The organism is Nonomuraea turkmeniaca (assembly GCF_005889735.1).
GTDB classification, from domain to species: Bacteria; Actinomycetota; Actinomycetes; order Streptosporangiales; family Streptosporangiaceae; genus Nonomuraea; species Nonomuraea turkmeniaca.
In genome coordinates, this window is sequence record NZ_VCKY01000125.1 from 1 (window position 1) to 23646 (window position 23646).

The following is a 23646-nucleotide window of genomic DNA, read 5'->3' on the forward strand; positions in this document are numbered from 1 at the left end:
GGGGGAGATCAAGGAACTGCGGGATGAGGTGGAGCGGCTGCGGGCCGAGGTGGAGCGGCTGTCCGCGGCCGCTGCGCCCCCACCTGCCGAGGGCGGTGGGCGGGGGCCGTTGAGCTCGCTGATCAGGCATCTGCGGAGCGCCGGATGATCCGGGAGTTGCTCGCGGAGCTGCGTGGGGCTCACGTGTTCTTCGCCGGAATCGACGACGTCGACCCGATCAACGCCGGGGCGGCCGGGCGGGACACGATCGTCGATCTCGATCGGGATCTGCTGGAGCCGGCCGCCGAGCCCAAGCCGGTGCGGGAGGTCCTCGTGCTCGCCAAGACACCGGCCGACCTGCGGCGCATCGCCACGCTGCACAAGCTGCTGCCGCCGGCCGAGCGGGTGGTGGTGGCGGTGCTCGACACGCCTGCCGCCCATCCGGCGCCCGTCCCCACGCCGACGCCCGCCCACCGGTGGCGGTCGCTGACCGATCTGCGGGTCTATCAGCCCAAGAACCGGATCTGGGTGGTGGACGCCCGTTTCTCCGCGTCCACGCCCTCCGGTCGTACCGTGACGGCCACGGCGCGGGCGTTCGCCGGGCACCGGCTGGACGTGATCACCGCACCCGCGGCCGCGATCGCCGGCGTCGGCGCGGCCGACTGGCGGCCGGGCGACCCCAACGCGACGCCTGCCGAGATGACGGGGCCCGTCCCCGAGCGGGTCGGCGCGCCGGGCAGCGACATGGTCCTGCGCATGATCGGCCGCCCCGGCACCGCGCACACCGACGGGACGGCCTCTACCGCGCAGGCCGGTCAGGCCGGCGAAGCGGGCACCATCGCACTGAGCGAGAGCACGGACGGCTCGGCCGGAGACATGGGGGGCGCGGACGGGTGGCACGAGGGGCCCGGTCTGGTCGAGTGGGCTGGGGATGAGACGCCCATTGAGCGGCCGACGATTCAGGCGGCCAGCTGGGAGCGCCTCGGCCGGCCCGGTATGGCCGATTCGCCGCTGGCCGATCCCGATGTGCTCGGCGAGCCCTCCATGATTCCCCCGGTGGACGAGCGCCTGGTCAACCCCATGGGCTTCGTGACCACCCCGTCTCGGGGCATGGCCTCACTGGCCGAGCGGGACGGCCGCTGGTCGGTGGTGCTGGACGGGAAGGTCGTGACGTCGTTCGCGGAGTCCGGCGGGGTCACCGACGCGGACGTGGCCAGGCTGCGCCAGGTCCGCGGTGTCGAGGTGGACTGGCGACACGCGCACAGCGGCCCGCTGACCGCCGTACGGGTCCTGGCGGGGCTGGCCACCGCAGGCGTGCCCCTGGTGGCCGACGTGGTCCCGCGCTGGGCCGGCGCGCTCGGGAACGACGTCATCGAGCTCGTCGAACGCTGCCCGGACCTGGCCGACGAGCTCAGGCGGGAGGAACACAGCATCCGCCTGCGCCGCGCCGCCCTGCGTATGCACGGGGTGGCGGCCAGGTGGGAGCAAATGGGCGCACCCGCCCCCGCGCCCCCGCTCACGTCGGTGCTGCTGGCGACCCGCCGTACCGACATGGTCTCCTTCGCCCTCGACCAGATCGCCCGCCAGCGCGACGTCCAGCTCGAGGTGATCCTCGCCCTGCACGGCGTGCCGAAGGGCCACCCGGACGTGGCGGCCGCGATCGCCGCGTACGAGGGCCCGTTGACCGTGTACGAGGCCGACCATCAGACGATCTTCGGCGAGGTGCTGAACGAGGCGGCCGCCAGGGCGTCGGGCTCGTTCCTGCTGAAGATGGACGACGACGACTGGTACGGCCCCGACTTCCTGTCCGACCTGCTGCTGGCCCATTCGTACTCGGGTGCTCAGGTGGTCGGCACGGTGCCGGAGTTCGTCTACCTGTCCTCCATCGACGTCACCGTGCACCGTCAGCAGATCACCGAGCAGATCACCAGCTTCGTCGCCGGTGGGACGATTCTGGTGGAGCGCTCGGCGTTCCAGGCGGTGGGCGGGTTCCGGCCGTTGCGGCGCTCCGTGGACACCCAGTTCCAGGAGGCCCTGCAGGCGGCCGGTGGCCAGATCTACCGGACCCACGGCCTGGGCTACATCCTGCGCAGGGGCCCGGCGGCCAATCACACGTGGCAGGAGCCGATCGGCACGTTCCTGCAGCGCAACAGACGGCAGTGGCGCGGGTTCCGCCCGAACGCCCTCATGGAGCTGGATGGGAGCCTGCGCCCATGATCCCTAGGATCCCTCGCAACGACTTCGGCGTGCTCGACCCGCCCGCCCTGGGCGCGTGGGAGCCGACGCTGACCGTGACGGTCGTCATCCCGGCCCACGACCGCCAGGAGACGCTCGACCTCACTCTGGCCGCGCTCTCGGCCCAGAGCTACCCCGAGCACCTCCTCGACGTCATCGTCGTGGACGACGGCAGCGCCACCCCGCTCCAGCTCCCCGACCTCGCCCCGGCCAAGACCAAGCTCATCTCCAGCCCGCCGGGCGGCTGGGGCCGGGCGTGGGCCGTGCAGGCGGGTGTGGACACCGCGACAGGCGAGGTCGTGTTCGTGCTGGACGCCGACATGGTGCCGCACCGCCACCACGTGGAGGCCCAGCTCCGCTGGCATCACCTGGCCCCGTACGTGGTGGTGCTGGGCTGGATCGACTTCACCCCGGCCGGCGAGCTGCCCGCCCCCGAGCAGGTACGCGAGGCGGTGGAGACGGGCACGGAGAACGCGTTGTTCCCGCTTTCGCCCCACCGCCACGACTGGGCCGAGAAGATCATCCTCGATCACGACGGCCTGCGCACGGCCCCGAGCTCCCTGGCCACCCGCGTCCACGTCGGGGCCACGGCGTCGTACCCGGCCGCGCTGCTGCGCTCGATCGGCGGCATGGACACGGCGCTCGTCCTGGCGGAGGACACCGAGCTGGGCTACCGGCTCACGCAGGGGGGCGCGGTGTTCGTCCCCGACCCCGAGTCCCGTGCCTGGCACATCGGCCTGCCCACGGCCATGCGCGACTTCGCGGCGCTGAAGCGCTACAACGACCCGTACGTCGCCGACCGTGTCCCCTACCGGCGTTACCTCCGCACGGACGCGGGCCGCCAATGGCTGGTGCGGTATGTGGACGCCACGGTCCCGTCCGGCTCCTACGAGGACGTCCGCGCCACCGTGGACAGCCTGCTGGCGTCCTCGATCCCCGACATCGGGGTCACGATCACCGCGCCGTGGGACTCCCTGACCCGGGATCGCCGCTCCCCGCTCCAGGACCCGGACCTCGACCTGCGCCTCATCCACGCCAGCTTCGAGCACGACCCGCGGGTCCGGCTGGCGGCCGCCCCGGCCGTCACCGGCGCCCCGTTCCGGCTCCAGGTGCCCCCTGGCTGGGTCCCGTCGGAGGACACGCTGGAACGCCTGATCGCGTTCATGGAGCAGCACGACTCGGGCGCGGTCCGCATCGCCCTGGAGGAGACCGGGCACGGTGTGACCGTGGCCCGCCTGGACCGCACGGCAGCCCTGTCCAGGGCCGCCCTGGTGGCCACCGGGGAGGACGACGAGGACGAACTGATCGACGCCCTGTTCGGCCTGGAATGGGTGGCCGGCGAGACCTGGGGCTTCAAACGCCGCCCCGCCGTCTATCCGCCGCGCAGGAAGCCGCTCTCGGAGGTGGCCAAGCTCACGGCGGCGCACGAGAAGGAGATCGCCCTCTACCGGAAGCGGGTGTCCGCGCTCCGCGCCGAGATCGGCCAGCTGAAGCGGGAAGCCGGCAAGCACGGCAGGGACGCGGCACGCTGGCGCGAGAAGGCCGAGGCCTGGCGCCGCGAGGCGGTCCGCCTGGCCCGTGAGCAGAACCGGACGGTGCTGAAACGAGCCGTCCGCCGCGTCCGCAACCTGGCCTTCCCGGACACCTGACGCGCTAGTCGTCGCCCTCCACGCGCATCACGCTGGCCACGGCGCGGACGATGTCCAGCTCCCGCAGCCCTTCCATCGTCGCCGACAGCGCCGCGTCCGTGGCGCGGTGGGTGACGATGACCAGCTGGGCGTCGTCCCCGTGCCCCTCCTGGCGCACGGTCTGGATCGACACATCATGCTTGGCGAACAACTCCGCCACCCGCGCCAGCACACCGGGCTTGTCGGCCACGTCCAGCGCCACGTGGCAGCGCGTGACGGTCTCACCCATGGGGTGCACGGACAGGTCGGCGTACGTGGACTCCTCGGGCCCGCGGGTGCCGGCCAGGCGGTTGCGGCCGACGGCCACCAGGTCGCCGAGCACGGCCGAGGCCGTGGGCGCCCCGCCGGCCCCCTTGCCGTAGAACATCAGCTGCCCCGCCGACTCCGCCTCCACGAAGACCGCGTTGTACGCCTCCCGCACCCCCGCCAGCGGATGCGTCCGCGGGATCATGGCCGGGTGCACGCGCACCCCGAACGAGCGGCCGTCGTCGGAGCGGGCGCAGATGGCCAGCAGCTTGATGACGTAGCCCATCGCCTTGGCCGAGGCCACGTCGGTGGCGGTGATCTCGGTGATGCCCTCCCGGTGCACGTCGGCGGCCGGCACGCGGCTGTGAAAGGCGAGGCCGGCGAGGATGGCGGCCTTGGCGGCGGCGTCGAAGCCCTCGACGTCGGCCGTCGGGTCGGCCTCGGCGTAACCGAGGGTCTGAGCCTCCTCCAGGGCGTCGGTGAACGAAGCGCCCGTGGAGTCCATCTTGTCGAGGATGTAGTTGGTGGTGCCGTTGACGATGCCCAGCACCCGTTTGACGTGGTCGCCGGCCAGCGACTCGCGCAGGGGCCGCAGCAGCGGGATCGCGCCGGCCACGCTGGCCTCGAAGTAGAGGTCGCCGTTGCCGGCCCTGGCGGCCTCGTGCAGAGTGGCGCCGTCCTCGGCCAGCAGCGCCTTGTTGGCGGTGACCACGGACTTGCCCTTGGAGAGGGCGGAGACGATCAGCGAGCGGGCGGGCTCGATGCCGCCGATGACCTCGATCACGACGTCCACGTCGTCGCGGGCGACCAGCGCCTCGGCGTCGGTGGTGAACAGGGCCGGGTCCACGTCCACGTCGCGTTTGCGACCGAGGCGGCGTACGGCGACCCCGGCCAGCTCCAGCGGAGCCCCCACGCGGGCGGCCAGGTCTCCGGCCTGCTCGTGCATGAGCCTGATGACCTGCGAGCCGACGACGCCGCAGCCCAGCAGAGCCACTTTCAGCGGTTTCACAGCTGCCCCCTCAGTAGGTCGTCCTCGGTCTCACCCTGCACGATCACCCGGGCGGTCCCCCGCGAGACGGCCACCACGGCGGGCTTGAGCAGGTAGTTGTAGTTGCTGGCCAGCGATCGGCAGTAGGCGCCGGTCGCGGCCACGGCGACCAGGTCGCCCGGGGCGAGGTCGGCGGGGAAGTGGCAGTCGCGCACGATGATGTCGCCGCTCTCGCAGTGCTTGCCGACGAGGCGGCTGAGCATGGGCTCGGCGGTGCTCTCGCGGCTGGCCAGCACGGCGGTGTATTCGGCCCCGTAGAGCGCTGTGCGGACGTTGTCGCTCATGCCGCCGTCGACGCTGACGTACGTGCGCAGCCCTTCGACGTCCTTGACCGTGCCGACCTCGTAGAGCGTGATGCCGCCGGCGCCGACGATGCCGCGGCCGGGCTCGACGGTCAGCCGGGGCACGGGCAGGCCGGCGTCCACGCACACCTTGGTGACGATCTCGCGCAGCCCGTCGGCCAGCTCCTTGATGTCGGGCGCCTCGTCGCCCTCGACGTACGCGATGCCGTAGCCGCCGCCGAGGTCGAGCTCGGGCAGGACGACGCCGTGCTCGTCCTTGATCTGCACGAGCAGCGCGGCCAGCCGCCGCGCGGCCACCTCGAACCCGCCCGTGTCGACGATCTGGGACCCGATGTGCGAGTGCAGGCCGACGAGCTCGAGCTGCGGGAGCGCGAGCACGCGGTGCACGGCCTCGGCGGCGGCGCCGGCGTTGAGCGACAAGCCGAACTTCTGGTCGTCGTGCGCGGTGGCGATGAACTCGTGCGTGTGCGCCTCGACCCCGGTGGTCACCCGGATCATCACCTTGGGCCGCTTGCCCTGCTGCTCGGCGAGGTAGCCGAGCCTGGCGATCTCGTCGAAGGAGTCGAGCACGATGTGCCCGACCCCGGCCTCCAGCGCCCTGGCCAGCTCGGCGACGGACTTGTTGTTGCCGTGCATGGTGATCCGCTCGGGCGGAAAGCCGACGCTGAGGGCGACCGCGAGCTCGCCGCCGCTGGCCACGTCGAGCCCGAGGCCCTCGTCGTCCAGCCAGCGCACCATCTCTCTGCACAGGAACGCCTTGCCGGCGTAATGCACGTCCGAGCCGGCGAACGCCGTGGCGTAGTCGCGCATGCGCGAGCGCACGTCGTCCTCGTCGAGGACGTAGAGCGGGGTGCCGTGGTCGCGGGCCAGGTCGCGGACGTCCACACCGCCGACCGTGAGCGCGCCGTCGGTCCGGGCCGACGTTCGCGGCCAGATCGCGGGGTCGATCCGGTTGAGGTCGGCGGGCGCCAGCGGCGGGCGCTCGTGGGGCAGCATGTCGGCATGCCGGTCCCCGGCAGGATGGACGAATCGGCTCACCTGATCGAGGCTATCGGAACCGCAAGTACGCCATGACCCGCTGCCCACGTATCGAGACGCGATCAAGGTCCAGAAGAGAGATTTTTACGCTTTTTCGCCGTTTAGCCGGATATTTTATGATCCTTCACATTCGATCCGGCCCCATCAACACACCTCCGACGACCTCCGCCAGCCGCACCCGCGCCGTGTGCACCGCCGTGACCGGCTCGTCCCCCCGGGGAACGGCAGGCGCGTGCTCGTGAGCGTCGTGATAGGCCAGCGCCAACCGCACCAGGTACGTCTCCCACCCCGGATCCCTGCTGACCACCCGTCCCGGCAGCTCGGCCAGCAACCGCAACACCCGCCGGTCGTAGGGACCGTCGAGCACCTCCGGCCGGAACCCGCCCTCCGGCACCCCGAGCTCCCGGGCCCACCGCCGCACGAAACGGGTCCGCACATGCCCGTACCGCACCACGAACCCCGGGTTCTCCCACGTACGAGGAGAGTCCGGCCATGCCGGCTCCGGGATCGCGACCGGCTCCAGAGACTCCAGCAGCTCTCCGGGCACCGCCACGGTGATCCGCAGGAAGCCGTTGCCCCGCACCTCCACGTCCGTCACCCCGGGCACCGCCCGCACCCGTTCGGCGAGGGCGTCCGCGGGCAGCCGCCGGCGCAGGGCCGCCGCGGAGACGTACACCGCTTCCCGCTCCCACGAGCCCTCGGGCACGGGCGGCTCCCCCAGCACGCCGGCCAGCTTCACACCGACGACTCTAGATGAGCGCGTGCGGCTCGGCGGAGCCGTATTCGACCAGGTGGGCGGCGCCTAGGAGCCAGCGGTCCTCGTCGCGTACCCGCACGTAGCCGAACCTGTCGGCGGAGAACACCTTGATCCCGTCCGTACGGCACTGCCGCATGAGGACCTCGTCCCAGCCGTCCGTCAGGTCGGCGAAGCCCAGCTCGCGCAGCGCGTTGCGGCGGCCCAGGAGGGTCGCGCCGGCGATCTCCGGGAGGTAGGCGTACTCGGCGTCGGGCTGCTTGAGCAGCGTCGCCTGCGGCTTGCGCAGGTGAGCGAAGAAGGCGGCCTTGCCGACGATGTCCGCGGTGCTGAACAGGAAGGCCCGCCGCAGGTCGGACAGGTAGTGCGGGCCGTACACGTCGCGCGGGTCCATGACCGCCACCAGGTCGGCCTCGCACAGGTCGAGACCTGCGCTGAGCATCGCGCCCTCGGTCATGGCGGGATGCGGCCGGCGGTGGATCACGTCCATGTCCGGCAGCACGTCGCGGGCGCGCAGCTCGGCCTCGGGCGGGCCGATGACGATCACCTGTGTCACGCCCGACTGCTTGGCGACCTGCGCGAGCCCGTGCTCCATCAGGTACGGGTCCATGATGGGCAGCAGCACGGACGTGTTGAGCGTGGCGCGCGCGCTGGGCAGCCCGATCGCCTCGAGCATCTCGTCGATCCGCTCCGTCATCGTGCCCATCTGGTACGCCCGCCGCAACGCCACGTGCGCCCGCCGCGAGTCCGGCTCGGTGCCGATGGGCGTGCCGCAGGCGGCGATCTCGGCCAGCCGCCATTGCGGGGTGCCCGGCGGGCAGTCCGCCGCGGCCGGCCACCGGTAGGAGGTCAGCACGTCGGGGTAGCTCAGGTGGCCGGGCAGCAGCTGGTCGAGCGTGAGCACCCGGTCGATGCGCCCGCCCGCGAGCGGCAGCGGGTTGTGGACCCTCGGCTGGATCCCGAACTGCAGCCGCGGCCAGGCCACCGCCAGATCGTTCGTGAACCGGTGCTCGAACAGCTGGGCCGTGGCGGCGTACGCGGCCACGTCGCCCTGCGTGTGCCAGAAGACGGTGCGGATGCCGCGCTCGGCACACCAGGCCAGCAGGGCCTTGATGCCCTCGCCGGGCTCGCCGGTGATCTCCTGAGCCCACGGCCCCTGCGTGACCGACTCGACGACGAGCAGGTGGGGCACTTCGAGCGGGAGCACCCGGGCGAAGTCGCGCGGCGTGAAACCGGTCGTCTGGCGCCACTCATAGCGCAGCAGCGCCTCGGCGTGCGGGTCGGCGATCACCGCGGCCGTCAGGTGCGGCCGCGTGTTCGGGCCGGTCGGCACCCGGAACGGCTTGAGCTTGAACGAGGCGCCCCCGAGCGTCCTGGTCGACGTCGTGGCCTGGAACGCGGCGCCCGGACGCTCGTCCTTGACGGACTTGGCCGCGCCCACGGGCTTGCGCTTGGGCGCGGTGGGCCGCTTGACCGGCTTGGCGGCGCCCCTGAGGCCCCTGGCGAGCCTGACCGGGTTGCTCTTGCCGCTCTTGATGGCGTCGCCGAGGCGGTTCCAGCGGGCGACCTTGATCGAGGACAGCTTCCAGTTGGCCACCTCGGCCTGGAAACGCTGCTCGGCCAGCTCCTTGCGCAGCTTGTCCGCGGCGGCCTGCTCGGCCGCGAGCCGTTCCTCGGTCTCGCTCAGCCGCTCGGCCAGCGCCCTGGCCTCCTCGACGCTCTGCTCTGCCGCGGCCAGCCGGCCCTGGGCGGCGTCCAGCAGCCTGGCCAGCTCGGCCGCGCGCTCGGCCTGAGCAATGGCGTCCCGCAGCGCCCTACGCGTGCTTTCCAGCTCTGTGGTCACCGGATCTCCTCCGTCGGCCCGGCGACAGACGCTGCGTTCATGTGTTCACTCGCTCCGCTCGCTCACAGGCCTCCGCTCCCTCAGCCCGGCAAAGGATACTCTTTTGGGCAAGCGTCTCGAAGGGATGAGATCCGGTGCAGTTCAATGTGCGGCCCTACGTCTGCGGCGCTCTCGGCCGGATCGACACCGCCATACTCGGCAAGCTGACCGCCGCGGGCCCGCGCGTGCGCCCGGCGCTCCAGACGGCCGAGGCGGCGTTGTTCAGCTCCACGCCGCTGCCGCCCTACCACCGTGCCGGGGACTCGTACGCGTTCGCCTGGGGCGAGCGCAGGCCCACCGCGGTCGAGGACTGGATCACGGTCGCGGAGACGTACGAGACCCCGGGCCTGATCGGCGACGCCGACGAGGTCACGCTGCACACGGGCGCGCTCGGGCTGGTGGACGTCTACTACGTGCGCCAGGGCGACGCGGTGTACTTCTCGTCGCTGATCCAGCCGCTGCTCAGCCTGGTGCCGATCGCGATCGACTGGGCGGCCTGGGCCTCGATCATCCAGGTGACGTTCCCGCTGGGCGAGGCGACCCCGTACACCGAGGTCAAGCGGCTGCCCGGGGCGAGCGCGCTGGTGTGGCGGCACGGCCGGGTGGCCACCGAGCGGAGGTTGCCGCGCTGGCTGCGCACCGAGCCGTACGAGGCGTGGACCAGCCCGCGCGAGATCGTCGAGCTGCTGCACCAGGTCTATGCGGAGTACGACGGGCGCAAGCTGCTCGTGCCGGTCAGCGGCGGCTACGACTCGCGGCTCCTGGCGAGCGTGGCCAAGGCCAGAGGCGCGGACGTCGAGTCGTGGACGACCAGCCCGGACGACGGCACCGACACCGACATCGCCTTCGCCAGGGCGATCACCAAGGAGCTCGGCATCCCGCACCGGGTGATCATCCAGGACGCCGCCGACTACCCGGCCGACGCGATGGACGTGGCCCGCAGGCTCGAATACCTGACGCCGCACCACGCCTGGTACGCGCCCTTCGCCAAGGAGGTGCACGGCGCGGGCCGGATCCTCGTCGACGGGCTGGCCGGCGGCCCGCTGCTGAAGAACTTCATGGTCAGCGGGGCCGCGCTGGAGGCCAGGACCCAGGCCGAGCGGTCGGCGGCGGTGCTGGGCTCGTTGTCGCTGGGCGCGCCCTCGCAGCCGTTCCTGTCCCAGGGGGCCGCGGAATGGATGGAGGAGACCGTACGCGAGCAGTTCGCGGCCGCGACCTCCATGCTGCACGGCCATCGTGCGGAGCTGCCGCTGTCGGTGCTGCACACCAGGACCGTGCGGGGCATCGCGCGCTCGGCGGTGAATCTGGTCGGCCCCGAGGCGTCGTTCGCGGCGCCGTTCATCCATCCGGACTTCTTCGACGCCGCGTTGTCGGTCGGCGTGGCGCGCAAGGACAAAGGCCGCTTCTACCGCGAGGTCCTGTACGCGGCCAATCCGCGGGTGGCCGCGCTGCCGTCCACGAATGTCGTCAAGCAGCCGCTCCAGCGAGTGCCGTTGCGCTCCACGGCCGCGCCTGCCCGAAATTATGCGCACAGCATGCTCGAGACCGTGGTGAACCAGGTTCCCGGCTTACTGTCGGAGGAGCTGCACGAGCTGATCGCAGGTGGCCCCGACGCGCTGACCAGGTTCAATAGCTGGAATGACCGCTTCTGGGTGCGGGGATTGGTACTCTTCGGACTCTGGCTGAGCGACTTCGAGAACGACCTCACAGATCTCACGACACCGTTTTGATGAACCCTAGGTAACAGGACGATTACATACGGATCTCGTGGGTATTAAACGTCGCACAGCAGAAGCGGGTTCCGGAAAGCCAACGGGCTGGTAGTGTTCGGCCCGTAAGCGCCGCACAAACGGGGCACCGGATCACAAATCCGGTCCCGTTCTAGGGCATGGAGTTCGCAGGGATGACGACTCCAGGCGGCGCGGTCACCAGACAACAACGCCGGGGCAACCGGTGACTTCGTCCTGCCCACATCTCTTCCTGTGAGCGACATATGATCAACGCATCCCCAATGCCGGAGCCGATCTCCGAGGCGTTCGTCTCGGAGGATCCTGCCTGGTACAAGCGGGCGGTGTTCTACGAGATTCTCGTCCGGGGGTTCAAGGACTCCAACGGCGACGGCACCGGCGACTTGCGCGGGCTGATAGAGAAGCTCGGTTACCTCGAGTGGCTCGGCGTCGACTGCCTGTGGTTGTTGCCGCTCTATGAGTCGCCGCTGCGCGACGGCGGCTACGACATTTCGGACTATATGAAGATCCTTCCGGACTTCGGGGATCTTGGGGATTTCGTCCAGCTGATCGAGCGAGCCCACGAGCGCGGCCTGCGGATCATCACCGACCTCGTGATGAACCACACGAGCGACAGGCATCCCTGGTTCCAGGCGTCCCGGCACGACCCCGAGGGCCCGTACGGCGACTTCTACGTGTGGTCGGACCACCCTGGCGGCTACCCCGACGCGCCGATCATCTTCATCGGCGCCGAGGAGTCCAACTGGACCTACGACCCGGTGCGCAAGCAGTACTACTGGCACCGTTTCTTCCACCACCAGCCGGACCTCAACTATGACAACCCGGCGGTGCAGGAGGCCATGCTGGAGGTGCTGCGGTTCTGGCTGGACCTGGGCATCGACGGGTTCCGGCTGGACGCGGTGCCGTACCTGTTCGAGCGCGAGGGCACGGCGTGCGCCGGGCTGCCGGAGACGCACTCGTACCTGAAGAAGATCCGCGCCGAGGTGGACCGGCTCTACCCGGACCGGGTGCTGCTGGCCGAGGCCAACGGCTGGCCCGAGGACGTCGTGGAGTACTTCGGCGACCCGACCACGGGCGGCGACGAGTGCCACATGGCCTTCCACTTCCCGCTCATGCCGCGCATCTACATGGCGGTGAGGAAGGAGACCCGCGAGCCGATCTCCGAGATCATGTCGCGCACGCCGAAGCTGCCGGAGAACGCGCAGTGGGGCATCTTCCTGCGTAACCACGACGAGCTCACGCTCGAGACGGTGACCGAGGAAGAGCGCGACTACATGCACAACGAGTACGCCAAGGACCCGCGGATGCGGGCCTACCTGGGCATCCGCCGGCGTCTGGCCCCGCTGCTGGACAACGACAGGGACCGGATCGAGCTGTTCACCGCGCTGCTGCTGTCGCTGCCGGGCTCGCCGGTCATCTACTACGGCGACGAGATCGGCATGGGCGACAACATCTGGCTGGAGGACCGGGACGCGGTCCGCACGCCGATGCAGTGGAGCCCGGACCGCAACGCGGGCTTCTCCACGACCGATCCCGGGCGGCTCTACCTGCCGGCCGTCATGGACCCGATCTACGGGTACCAGGCCGTCAACGTGGAGGCCCAGCAGCGGCACGAGGGTTCGCTGCTCCAGTTCACCCGCAAGATGCTGGAGATCAGGCGCAGGCACCCGGTGTTCGGGGTCGGGGCGTACACGGAAATGTGGTCGTCCAACCCGGCCGTGCTCACGTACGTTCGCGAGGACCGCGACGACGTGATGTTGTGCGTCAACAACCTGTCGAAGTTCCCGCAGCCTGTGGAGCTGGACCTGCGCAGGTTCGAGGGCCTGATCCCGGTCGAGGCGCGCGGCGGGGTGCCGTTCCCGCCGATCGGGGAGCTGCCCTACCTGCTGACGCTGCCCGGCCACGGCTTCTACTGGTTCGCGCTGAAGCGCCCAGAGGCCGTCGTGGGGGCTGTCAGCGCGACGTGACCGGCACCTGGGCACGGGCCGCGCGGCGCGCCGGGATGAGCGCGACCGCGAGGGCCGTGCCCACGGCCGTCACGACGGCGATGGCCAGCGTCAGGGCCGAGGGGGCGCGGCCGATGCCCGCGCCCACGCCGCTCGTGTGACCCTGCAGGTCGATCAGCCCTGTCACCACGGACATCCCCACCGCGGCGCCCACGCCGACGCCGAGCACGACCAGCAGGCCCGTGCCCATCACCAGCGTGGCCATGACCTGGCGTGGCGTCAGCCCCATGGCCTTCAGCACGGCCAGGTCGAAGGCGTGGTCGCGCAGGCCGAGCGCGCTGGCGGTGAGCAGGTTGGCCAGGCCGATCAGGGTCAGCACCGCGATCAGCGCCACGATCACCACCCTGATGATCGACAATCGGTCGGCCGGGTTGACCGCGGCCTGGACGTCCAGGCTCTCGGCCGACTCGGCCATCAACCTGCCGCGTACCTCCGCCTGGTCGGCCCCGGGCTTGAGGGCGAGCGCGTAGAACTCGGGCGGCACCGCGTCCTTGGCCGCCAGGCTGTCCAGCCCCACCGAGAGCACCACGCCGTCCTGGTCGGGCTCGACGGTCCTGCCGACGATCCTGACGATCAGCGGCGTGCCGCCCACGGTCAGCCGCACCCGGTCGCCGATCTTGACACCCAGCAGGTCGAGCAGGCCCTGCCCGGCCACGGCCTCGCCCTGGCGGCCGTACATGCGGCCCTCGACCACGGAGAAGGGGTACGGCGCCGTGGAGCTGCCGATGGCCCGCACCCTGACCGAACGGGCCTCTCCCGGCGCCAGGGCGTTGACGTCGGTGCCGGGGTAGACCGCGGCCACGTCCCTGTCCTGCTCGGCGATGCGCTTGGCGTCGGCCGCCTCGAGCAGCTTGCCCGGCCTGACGTACAGGCTTGCGTGCTGGCCCACCTGCTCGGGATGGTCGGCGAAGTCGTCCAGCGTGGCCCACACCCCGAGCCCGATCGTGGTCATCATCATCGGCACGGCCAGCCCGAACGCCGTCAGGAACGCCGGCACCCGCCGGGTGAAGGCGTCCCTGGTGCCGAGGACGAGGGCGGGCGGCAGGCGGACGAGAAGAGCGAGCCTGGCCAGTCTGGACAGGTGGCCGCGCGGCGGCGCGGACGGCACGTCGGGGATCGGCGGCGTCCGCCCGCCGCGCCAGGCGGGCAGGCCTACGGCGGCCAGCACGACCAGCGCCGTGCCGCCGATGATGGCCAGCACGGGAATCGGCGCCACGGAGGTCGCGCCGAGGACCAGCGCCATCACGCCCCAGCCGGCCACGGCGCCGAGCGCGACGCCGAGCAGGCCGAGCGCGCCGTGCTCGACCAGCAGCAGCAGCGCGATCTGGCCCTTGGTGAAGCCCATGGACTTGAGCGTGGCCAGGTCGCGCAGCTGGCCGAGCACCCGGCCGCCGGCCGCGTTGGCCAGCGCGAGCGCGGCCGCCACGAGACCGACCACGCCGAACAACGCCAGCAGCGTGCCGAGCAGCCGGTTGTCCAGCTCCATGGCGGCCCTGACCTCGCGCCAGGTGTAGACCCGCTGCAGCTCGTCCTCCAGCATGACGACCACGCGCTGGGAGACGACCTGGGTGGCGTCGGGGTCGGCCAGCCGCAGCCCGGTCACCCACTCGCTGCGGCCGAGCATGGGCTCGACCCGGTCGAGCATGGCCGGGAGCACGTAGGCCAGGCCGGGCGTCCACTGCGGGTAGAAGCCCTGCTCGGCGGAGTCGGCGATGCCGCGGACGTACAGGGTGTGGCGCTCACCGCTGAGCGCGATGACCGTGAAGGACGCGCCGACCCTGAGCCGCAGCGCGGTCGCGAACGTGCGCTCGACGACCACCCCGTCGGGCTGGGCGACGTCCAGCCACTTGCCCTCGGCCACCACCGGGTGCGCCACGGTCGGCGGCGTGGCGGGCATCGCGCGCAGCGCGGCCGGCTCCTTCTTGCCGCCCTGCGCCACCGTCACGGGCGCCGACCGGTAGGGGCCCGCGGTCCGCGTCACGCCGTCGATGCCGTTCAGCGCCACCCGCGGGCTGTTCTTGGTGTAGAGCCAGACGTGCGCCCCGTCGGTCTGGGCGAACAGGCTCCGCCACGGGTTCGTGCCGTCCTCGAGCAGGGTCGCCGCGGTGATCAGCGCGGCCACGATCCCCGCCACCGCCAGCACGGTCAGCGCCGCCTGGCCCTTCCTGGCCCGCAGGTCGGCCTTGATCCACCGGCTCCCCGCCAGCGCAGTGCTCATGAGTCGCTCACCGCTCCCGGCTCATCGGAGGTCGATCACCTCTCCGGCCGTGCCGGTGCGGCGCCGCGCGATGCGGCCGTCATCGACGATCTCCCCGTCGAACAGCGACACCAGCCGGTCGGCCAGGCTCGCCACACGCGCGTCGTGCGTGACCATGATGATCGTCTGGCCTTCCTTGTGCACCTCGCTGAGCAGCCGCAGCACATCACGCGTGTTGCGGCTGTCGAGGTTGCCGGTCGGCTCGTCGGCCAGCAGCAGGCTGGGCTGGTTGGCCAGCGCCCTGGCCAGCGCCACCCGTTGCTGCTCGCCGCCGGACAGCTGGGCAGGAGCGGCGTCGGCGCGGTCGGTGAGGTTGAGCGCGGCGAGCAGGCTCTCCCTGCGCTCGCGGGCGACCTTGGGCGAGGCCCCGGCCAGTAACGCGGGCAGCTCGACGTTGTCGCCGACGGTCATGTTGGTGACGAGGTTGAAGAACTGGAAGACGAACCCGATCTTCTTGCGCCGCAGCAGCGCCCAGGCGCTCTCCGAGAGAGTGTCGGCGCGCTTGCCGTCGAGCCAGATCTCGCCGCTGGTCCTGGTGTCGAGCCCGCCCAGCATGTGGACGAGAGTGGACTTGCCCGACCCGGAAGGCCCCATGATCGCGACGAATTCGCCCGGCTCCACCTGCAGGTCGACCCCGCGCACGGCAGGCACGGGAACCGCCCCGTCCTGGTAGATCTTGACCAGATTGACCGCTTTCAAGACGGCATTCATGCGACCTCCTTCACAGGCCGCATAAGTGCCAAGGAGCTGTGTTCGATGGGTCGTTCGCTACGCTCACTCATGCCAGATCCTCCTGGCACCGCTCCAGCCAGTCAAGGTCGGCCTGCAGGTGCAGCATGGCCCCCTCGATGAGCAATATGGCCACCCGGTCCGTCGGCGCCGTGCGGGACAGGAGGTCATTGAGGTCGCTCATGATCCCCAGGTAGTGGCGGCGCTGCCGGTTGATCAGCGCCATCCGGTCGGCGATGCCGGTGAGCGGCGCGAGCACGAGCTTCATGAAGAACTCGTCGCGTACCCTGGGACCTTCGGTGGGCTCGTCCACCCAGGTGGTGAGCACGTCGCGGCCCTTGGCGGTCAGGTAGTAGACCTTCTTGTTGGGCCGGTTGGACTGCTCCACGTCCACGGCCCTGACCAGACCGTCCTTCTCCAGCCTTCCGAGCGTCACGTAGATCTGCCCGATGTTCGGCGATGGGTAGGCACTGCCGAAGGTCTGCTCAAGGGCCTGCTTGAGCTCATATCCGTGGGCCGGCTCTTTGGCCAGGAGCGCGAGCAGGTGAAGCCGCACGCCTCACCTCCCGCTGCGTTACGAATGCGTTACACGGTTTTCCGTTGACCTTCAGATTACAGGTGTGGATAACATGAATGCATCTACCTAACACGTATGTAACCACTCTGAAAACGGAGGAAACAGAGTGCACCGCTCGCTTTCGCTCATGCTGGCCGTACTCCTGACGGCCAGCGGCTGCGCGACGACGAGCGAGGAGGGCGGCGGCGAGACGGATACGGGCGGAACCGGGCCCATCACGTTCGCCACCGGCCGCGACACCACGGCGTACCTGCAACCCCTGCTGGACCGCTGGAACCAGGCCCATCCGGCCGAGAAGGTGACGCTGCTGGAGCTGCCCGAGGCCGCCGACGAGCAACGTGCTCAGATGGTGGCCAACCTCCAGGCCCAGAGCAACCGCTACGACGTGCTGGGGCTCGACGTGGTGTGGACTGCCGAGTTCGCGGAGAACGGCTGGATCATCCCCCTGGAGCGCGGGTTGTTCCCGCTCGACAGGTTCCTGCCGCCGGTCGTGGAGACGGCGATCTACAAGGACAAGCTCTGGGCCGTCCCGTACACCAGCAACGCGGGACTGCTCTACTACCGGACCGACCTGGTCAAGAAGCCGCCACGGACGTGGGCGGAGCTACGCGAGCAGTCACGAGAAATTAGAAAAAAGCACGACATCGAAGGCTACGCCGGGCAGTTCCTGGCCTACGAGGGGCTGACCGTGAACTTCTCCGAGGCCGTGCAGTCGGCCGGCGGGCAGATTCTCAGCCGCGATGGCACTGAGGTGACTTTCGACCCGGCCAAGGGCGAGATCGCGCTGGACTTCCTGCTCCAGGGCCTGCGCGAAGGATGGATCCCCAAGGCGTCGCTGAACTACAAGGAGGAGGAGTCGCGCCTGGCCTTCCAGGAGGGCGAGCTGGCCTTCGCCCGCAACTGGCCCCACGCTTACGGCCCCGCCAAGGCCAAGCTGGGCGACAAGCTCGGCGTGACCCGGCTGCCCGGGCCCAACGGCCCCGGCTCCAGCACGCTGGGCGGGGCCAACCTGGCCATCAGCGCCTTCTCCAAGCACCAGCAGACCGCCCAGGAGTTCATCCGCTACTTCACGAGCCTGGAGAACGAGCGCCGCGTCCTCACCGAGGGATCCTTCCCTCCCGTGTGGACCGAGCTCTACGACGATCCAGACCTGATCAAGCGCTTCCCGTACCTGCCGGTGCTCAAGGAGAGCATCCTCGCCGCCAAACCACGGCCGGTCAGCGCCAACTACAACCAGCTGAGCCTGGTGATCGCCAGCTCGGTCTCCAAGGCCCTCAGCATCCCCACCCCCGAGTCCGCCGACGACGTCGCGGTCTCCATGAAGTCCGAACTCGAAGAGATCATCAGAACCCAGTGAGGCAGCCATGCGAAAAGGCAGTGCAGCAGCGATTCTGGCAGGACTCGCGCTAGCAGTCGCCGCCTGCGGCAACGCACCGACGACGACGCAGCCCACAGCATCGGAGTCCGCCCCGGCGACCGCCGGTGCCAAGACTCTCCAAGGCGTGAAGCTCGAAGTCGCCGCCAAGTGGACCGGCGCGGAGCAGAAGAACTTCGAGCAAGTGCTCAAGGCGTTCTCCGACAAGACCGGCGCCGAGGTCACCTACGCCTCCACCGGTGAGGACACCGGCGCCTTCCTCGGCCCGCGCATCCAGGCCGGCAGCCCGCCGGACGTGGCCATCCTGCCGCAGCCGGGTCTGGTGCAGCAGTACGTCGAGCAGAAGGCGCTCAAGCCGCTCACCGACGCCGTCACCGCCGAGATCGACACCAACTACACGCCGTACTGGAAGGAGCTCGGCTCCGCCGACGGCCAGGTCTACGGCGTGCTCATCAAGGCCGCGCACAAGTCGCTGGTCTGGTACCGGTCGCAGGCGTTCGACGACGCCGGCGTGCAGCCGGCGACCACCTGGGACGAGCTCGTCAAGAACGCCCAGGCCATCGCCGACTCCGGCACGCCGCCGTTCTCGCTCTGCGGCGCCTCCGGCTGGACGCTGACCGACCTGTTCGAGAACGTCTACCTGTCCACCGCGGGCCCGGAGAACTACGACAAGCTCTCCAAGCACGAGATCCCGTGGACGGATCCGACCGTGACGACCGCGCTGGAGAAGATCCAGCAGCTCGTCGGCAAGCAGGAGTTCCTGGTGGACGGGACCTCCGGCACGATGCAGACCGACTTCCCCACCTGCGTGAGCAAGGTCTACAGCACCAAGAAGTCCGCCATGGTCATCGAGGCCGACTTCGTGGCCGTCGAGGCCGTGCAGTCGGGCGCCAAGGTCGGCGAGGACGCGAAGTACTTCCCGTTCCCGAAGGCCGGTGACACGGCTCCCGTCGTGCTCGGCGGTGACGTCGCGGTGGCGATGAAGGACTCGCCCGGCGCCATGGCGCTGCTGCAGTTCCTGGCCTCCAAGGAAGGCGGCGAGATTTGGGCCAAGCTGCCCGGGTACCTGTCGCCCAACAAGAACGTCTCTCCCGACAACTACCCGGACGAGCTGACCAAGCAGCTCGGGCAGACGATCGTCTCGGCCGGTGACGCCGTCCGCTACGACATGTCGGACCTGGCACCCAGCGCGTTCGGCGGCACCGATGGCAAGGGCGAGTGGAAGGTCCTGCAGGACTTCGTCCGCAAGCCGACCGACATCAAGGGCGCCCAGGAGGCGCTCGAAGCCGAGGCCAAGAAGGCCTGGAAGTAAAGAGGTAAGGCCGTGACCGAACGGTTGGACGGCCCGAAGGTCCCGCCCGCGGTTTCCGCGGGCGGGCCCGCCACCGGACCGGCTGAAACCCCCCGAACGAAACAACGCCTCGGCCCCTCGGCGGCGGTCGCGATCGCCTTCCTCCTCCCGGCGGCGCTGCTGCTGGGAATCTGGGTGGTCTACCCGATCGTCTACTCGCTGATCCGCAGCCTGTTCGACGCGAACGGCACCGGATTCGTCGGCCTGGGCAACTACACGACGATCTTCACTGACTCCGGCACGCTCACCACGATCCGGAACAACCTCATCTGGGTGGTCATCGCGCCGATCGTGGTCACCACACTGGGCCTGATCTTCGCGGTGCTGACCGAACGCATCAAATGGGCGACCGCGTTCAAGCTGATCGTTTTCATGCCGATGGCGGTCTCGCTGATGGCCGCCGGCGTCATCTTCCGCCTGGTGTACGAGGAGAACCCCGACAAGGGACTGGCCAACGCCATCCTGACCACCGTGCACGACACGTTCGCCTCCTCGCAGGGCTACCCGGAGGCCCGTCCACGCGAAGGCGACCAATCCCAGGTCGCCGACCAGAACGGCGCGGTCGTCACCAAGCAGGCGGTCCAGGCCGGCCAGCCGGTGCTCGTCCCGATCGTGGGCGTCAACCCGCAACTCGTCCCGGCCAACGCGCAGCCGGCCAAGGCCCCCGCGGCCGGCGGCGGGCTGTCGGGCACCGTGTGGCTCGACTTCACGCGGGGCGGCGGCGGCCAGAGCGGCGCGGTCGATCCCTCCGAGACAGGGCTGCCCGGCATGACCGTCGAGGCGGTCCAGAACGGCCAGGTCGCCGCGACCGCGACGACCGCCGAGGACGGCTCGTTCCGCTTCGACGGGCTGCCCGCGGGCTCCTACACCGTGCGGCTGCCGCAGTCGAACTTCCAGGCGTCCTACGGCGGGCTGACCTGGCTCGGCCCGACGCTGATCACTCCGGCGATCATCGGCGCGTTCGTCTGGGTGTGGGCCGGGTTCGCCATGGTCCTGCTCGCGGCGGGGCTGGCGGCGATCCCGCGGGACGCGCTGGAAGCGGCCCGCATCGACGGCGCCACGGAGTGGCAGGTGTTCCGCAAGATCACGGTGCCGCTGCTGTCGCCGGTCCTCCTCGTCGTCTTCGTGACGATGATCATCAATACCCTGAAGGTGTTCGACCTGGTGTTCATCATCGCACCGGCCTCGGTCCAGCCGCAGGCCAACGTGGTCGCGCTGGAGATGTGGCGCGTGTCGTTCGGCGGCGGGAACAACCAGGGACTGGGCAGCGCGCTCGCCATTCTCCTGCTGGTTCTGGTCCTTCCCTTCATGATCATGAACATTCGCCGGTTCAGAAGGGAGAACACATGACCACCGCGACCGCCACCGCGCCCACTGGGCTGGAGACCGGCGCGCCGCGCCGGGGTGTGCTGAGCAAGATCGTGGACCGGCTCGGCAGCGGCGCCGTCCAGGTCATCATGGTGCTGCTGGGCCTGTTCTGGCTGGTGCCGACGTTGGGCCTGCTGGTCGTCTCCATGCGGACCACGAAGGTCAACAACGCCGAGGGCTGGTGGACGGTCTTCACCAAGCCCGCCGAGCTGACCATCCAGAACTACCAGAACCTGCTGGGCAGCGGCTTCACCGCGTCCTTCTGGAACACCGCGCTGATCACGGTGCCCACCACGGTCCTGGTGATCGGCATCGCGGCGATGGCGGGCTACGCGTTCGCGTGGATGGACTTCCCCGGGCGCGACGCGGCGTTCCTCGTCGTGGTCGCCCTGCTCATCGTGCCCATCCAGATCGCGCTGATCCCCGTCGCCAGCCTCTACGGAGCCTCCGGGATCTTCGGCTCGATCCCGGGAGTGGTGCTGTTCCACGTGGCGTTCGGGCTGCCGTTCGCGATCTTCCTGCTCCGTAACTTCTTCGTCGGCATCCCGGCTTCACTGCTGGAGGCGGCGCGGATGGACGGGGCCTCGGAGTGGAAGATCTTCGTGTCGGTGGTGTTCCCGCTGGGCAAGCCCGCCATCGCCTCGCTGGGCATCTTCCAGTTCCTGTGGGTGTGGAACGACATGCTCATCGCGCTGGTCTTCGCCAACACCGAAAACCAGCCGATGACCAAGTATCTGCAGTCCCAGATGCGGCAGTTCGGGTCGAACGTGGACATCCTCTCGTCCGGCGCGTTCCTGTCGCTGATCATCCCGCTGATCCTGTTCTTCGCGTTCCAGCGGTACTTCGTCCAGGGCATGATGGCCGGCTCGGTGAAGTGACGGTTACGGGCGCCCGCGCCGCGGGCGCCCGTAACGTCCGTTTTCCCGGCTCCGATGCCTCTTCATGAAGCGTCTTCTCGCTCTCACCGCAACAGCCTTCATCCTCTTACCCCTTTCCCCCGCCCTCGCTCACGACGGCACCCCCGGCGCGCCGGGCGCGGGCGACCCGTACTTCCCCGGCCAGGGCAACGGCGGCTACGACGCCGGTCACTACGACCTCTCGCTGGACTACGACCCGTCGTCCGGCCGGCTCACCGGCGTCACCAAGATCACCGCCCGGGCCACCCAGGCGCTGAGCCGCTTCAACCTGGATCTCGTCAGCACACTCTCGGTGCGGTCCGTGACGGTCGACGGCCGGCCCGCCGTGTTCGCACAGAGCGGCAACGAGCTGGTGGTCACGCCCGCCAGGAGCCTCGGCTCAGGCCGTGACTTCTCCGTCGTCGTCCGGTACGACGGCAGGCCCGTGCACGTCGTCGACCCCGACGGCTCGCTGGACGGGTGGATCAAGACGAGCGACGGCGTCTACAACGTCAACGAGCCCCAGGGCGCCATGACCTGGTACCCGGGCAACCACCACATGACCGACAAGGCCACCCACCGGTTCACGGTGACCGTGCCGAGCAGCCGGGTGGCGGTGGCCAACGGGGACCTGGTGGCGAAGTGGTCGAAGGGCGGGCACACCACCTCCGTGTGGGACTCCCGGGAGCCGATGGCCAGCTACCTGGCCACGGTGACGATCGGCAAGTTCGAGTTCGCCGACGCCAGGATCGGCGGCTACCGCGTGACCACCGCGGTGGATCCCAAGCTCGCCGGTGACGCGAAGGGCTTCCCCGAGCGGCACCCGCCGGTGCTCGACTACTTCAGCTCGATCTTCGGCCCGTACCCGTTCTCCTCGACCGGCGGGATCATCGACCACGCGCCGGAGGTGGGCTACGCGCTGGAGACCCAGACGCGGCCCGTCTACCCGCGGGTGCCCAGTGAGTCGTTGCTGGCGCACGAGCTGGCGCACCAGTGGTTCGGCGACTCGGTGACGCCGACGTTGTGGCGCGACATCTGGCTCAACGAGGGCTTCGCCACGTACTCCGAGTGGCTGTGGCTGGACAAGCTCGGCACCCGTACCGTGCAGGTCGCCTTCGACGCGGCCTACGCCACGCCGGCCGAGGACGAGTTCTGGCAGAGCCCGCCCGCCGACCCCGGCGGGCCGGAGAACCTCTTCCACGACCCCGTCTACGACCGCGGCGCGATGACCCTGCACGTGTTGCGGCTCGAGGTCGGTGACCCGGCCTTCTTCGCGATCCTGCGGGCGTGGGCGAGCGACTACAAGTACGGCAACGCCGACACGGCCGCCTTCGTCGCCCTGTCCGAGCGGGTGTCGGGCAAGCAGCTCGACGCCCTCTTCGAGGCCTGGCTCTTCAAGCCCGGCAAACCGACAGTGTGATCATTCTGGTACGGCGCGAACCGCCGTTTCGGCTTCAAGCCGTACCAGACCTAGATAAGCTCATCGGCCATGGCCGGTCGTCCACTGCACGAAGTCGTCGAAGCCGGATGGGCCACAGCGCTTGAGCCCGTCGCCGAGCAGATTGCCCTGATGGGCGAGTTCCTGCGCAAGGAGATCGCCGAAGGCAGGCAATACCTCCCCGCGGGCGGCAACGTCCTGCGTGCGTTCAGCCAGCCCTTCGACGAGGTCAAGGTGCTGATCGTGGGTCAGGACCCCTACCCGACGCCGGGCCACCCGGTCGGGCTGTCGTTCTCGGTGGCTCCTGACGTGCGGCCCTTGCCGGGCAGCCTGGTCAACATCTACAAGGAGATGGAGACCGACCTCGGCCTGCCGCGCCCCGCCAACGGCGACCTGACACCGTGGGCGGAGCAGGGCGTGCTGCTGCTCAACCGGGTGCTCACGGTGATGCCGGGCAAGCCGGCCTCGCACCGGGGCAAGGGCTGGGAGCAGGTCACCGAGCAGGCCATCCGTGCCCTGGTGGCGCGCGACAAGCCGATGGTCGCCATCCTGTGGGGCCGCGACGCGCGTAACCTCGCGCCGATGCTCGGCGACGTGCCGCGCATCGAGTCCGCCCACCCTTCCCCGCTGTCGGCGCGTAGCGGCTTCTTCGGCTCGCGGCCGTTCAGCCGGGCCAATGAGCTGCTCGCCCAGCAGGGCGCGGCGCCTGTGGAGTGGAAGCTCCCTTAG

17 protein-coding genes are annotated in these 23646 nt (G+C 70.0%); 10 read left to right on the top strand and 7 right to left on the bottom strand.

The window, feature by feature from the left end; all coding sequences use genetic code 11:
- Positions 1–144 precede the first annotated feature (144 nt).
- Both ETD86_RS31160 and ETD86_RS31165 read left to right on the top strand, forming a co-directional pair.
- A complete protein-coding gene (locus ETD86_RS31160) occupies positions 145–2196 on the top strand; it encodes a glycosyltransferase (protein WP_138670125.1) in 2052 nt (683 codons plus the stop codon).
- Positions 2193–3863: a glycosyltransferase family 2 protein gene (locus tag ETD86_RS31165; protein WP_138670127.1), complete on the top strand. Its 1671-nt coding sequence runs from the start codon at positions 2193–2195 to the stop codon at positions 3861–3863. Before ETD86_RS31160 ends, ETD86_RS31165 begins: the two co-directional genes overlap by 4 nt.
- Positions 3864–3867: 4 nt before the next feature.
- Here the strand turns inward: ETD86_RS31165 and ETD86_RS31170 are convergent, their stop codons facing one another.
- The 4 genes from ETD86_RS31170 to ETD86_RS31185 form a co-directional block, all read right to left on the bottom strand.
- Positions 3868–5157, bottom strand: coding sequence for a homoserine dehydrogenase (locus ETD86_RS31170; RefSeq protein WP_281286988.1), 1290 nt, complete (start codon positions 5155–5157; stop codon positions 3868–3870).
- The gene (gene lysA / locus ETD86_RS31175) at positions 5154–6536 is read right to left on the bottom strand and encodes a diaminopimelate decarboxylase (RefSeq protein WP_138670129.1); all 1383 of its coding nucleotides are present in this window, start codon (positions 6534–6536) and stop codon (positions 5154–5156) included. The genes ETD86_RS31170 and lysA overlap by 4 nt, the downstream gene beginning before the upstream one ends.
- A 124-nt stretch (positions 6537–6660) precedes the next feature.
- On the bottom strand, positions 6661–7275 hold the full coding sequence (locus tag ETD86_RS31180; RefSeq protein WP_138670131.1) for an anticodon-binding protein: 615 nt from the start codon (positions 7273–7275) through the stop codon (positions 6661–6663).
- Positions 7276–7285: 10 nt separating this feature from the next.
- Positions 7286–9133, bottom strand: a complete 1848-nt coding sequence (locus ETD86_RS31185) for a hypothetical protein (RefSeq protein WP_246148479.1) — start codon at positions 9131–9133, stop codon at positions 7286–7288.
- Between the two features lie 134 nt (positions 9134–9267).
- Between ETD86_RS31185 and ETD86_RS31190 the strand changes: the two genes are divergently transcribed.
- Positions 9268–10902, top strand: a complete 1635-nt coding sequence (locus ETD86_RS31190) for an asparagine synthetase B family protein (RefSeq protein WP_138670133.1) — start codon at positions 9268–9270, stop codon at positions 10900–10902.
- Positions 10903–11183: 281 nt separating this feature from the next.
- Positions 11184–12887, top strand: a complete 1704-nt coding sequence (gene treS / locus ETD86_RS31195) for a maltose alpha-D-glucosyltransferase (protein WP_138670135.1) — start codon at positions 11184–11186, stop codon at positions 12885–12887.
- Here treS and ETD86_RS31200 read toward each other — a convergent pair.
- The 3 genes from ETD86_RS31200 to ETD86_RS31210 form a co-directional block, all read right to left on the bottom strand.
- Entirely contained in the window at positions 12874–15144 is a 2271-nt protein-coding gene (locus ETD86_RS31200) for an ABC transporter permease (protein ID WP_138670137.1), read from the bottom strand. The genes treS and ETD86_RS31200 overlap by 14 nt on opposite strands.
- Before the next feature lie 21 nt (positions 15145–15165).
- Positions 15166–15894, bottom strand: coding sequence for an ABC transporter ATP-binding protein (locus ETD86_RS31205; protein WP_138670139.1), 729 nt, complete (start codon positions 15892–15894; stop codon positions 15166–15168).
- Positions 15895–15961: 67 nt separating this feature from the next.
- Entirely contained in the window at positions 15962–16468 is a 507-nt protein-coding gene (locus ETD86_RS31210; RefSeq protein ID WP_138670141.1) for a PadR family transcriptional regulator, read from the bottom strand.
- A 127-nt stretch (positions 16469–16595) separates the two neighbouring features.
- Here ETD86_RS31210 and ETD86_RS31215 point away from each other — a divergent pair, with 127 nt between their 5' ends.
- From ETD86_RS31215 to ETD86_RS31240, 6 genes are all read left to right on the top strand, one after another.
- On the top strand, positions 16596–17846 hold the full coding sequence (locus tag ETD86_RS31215) for an ABC transporter substrate-binding protein (protein WP_246148482.1): 1251 nt from the start codon (positions 16596–16598) through the stop codon (positions 17844–17846).
- Between the two features lie 7 nt (positions 17847–17853).
- Complete coding sequence (locus tag ETD86_RS31220; RefSeq protein ID WP_138670143.1) at positions 17854–19176, top strand: ABC transporter substrate-binding protein; 1323 nt, start codon at positions 17854–17856, stop codon at positions 19174–19176.
- A 12-nt stretch (positions 19177–19188) separates the two neighbouring features.
- Complete coding sequence (locus tag ETD86_RS31225; RefSeq protein ID WP_138670145.1) at positions 19189–20565, top strand: ABC transporter permease; 1377 nt, start codon at positions 19189–19191, stop codon at positions 20563–20565.
- The gene (locus ETD86_RS31230) at positions 20562–21461 is read left to right on the top strand and encodes a carbohydrate ABC transporter permease (RefSeq protein WP_138670147.1); all 900 of its coding nucleotides are present in this window, start codon (positions 20562–20564) and stop codon (positions 21459–21461) included. The genes ETD86_RS31225 and ETD86_RS31230 overlap by 4 nt, the downstream gene beginning before the upstream one ends.
- Positions 21462–21525: 64 nt before the next feature.
- Positions 21526–22899, top strand: a complete 1374-nt coding sequence (locus ETD86_RS31235; RefSeq protein ID WP_138670149.1) for a M1 family metallopeptidase — start codon at positions 21526–21528, stop codon at positions 22897–22899.
- A 69-nt stretch (positions 22900–22968) separates the two neighbouring features.
- Complete coding sequence (locus ETD86_RS31240; protein WP_138670150.1) at positions 22969–23646, top strand: uracil-DNA glycosylase; 678 nt, start codon at positions 22969–22971, stop codon at positions 23644–23646.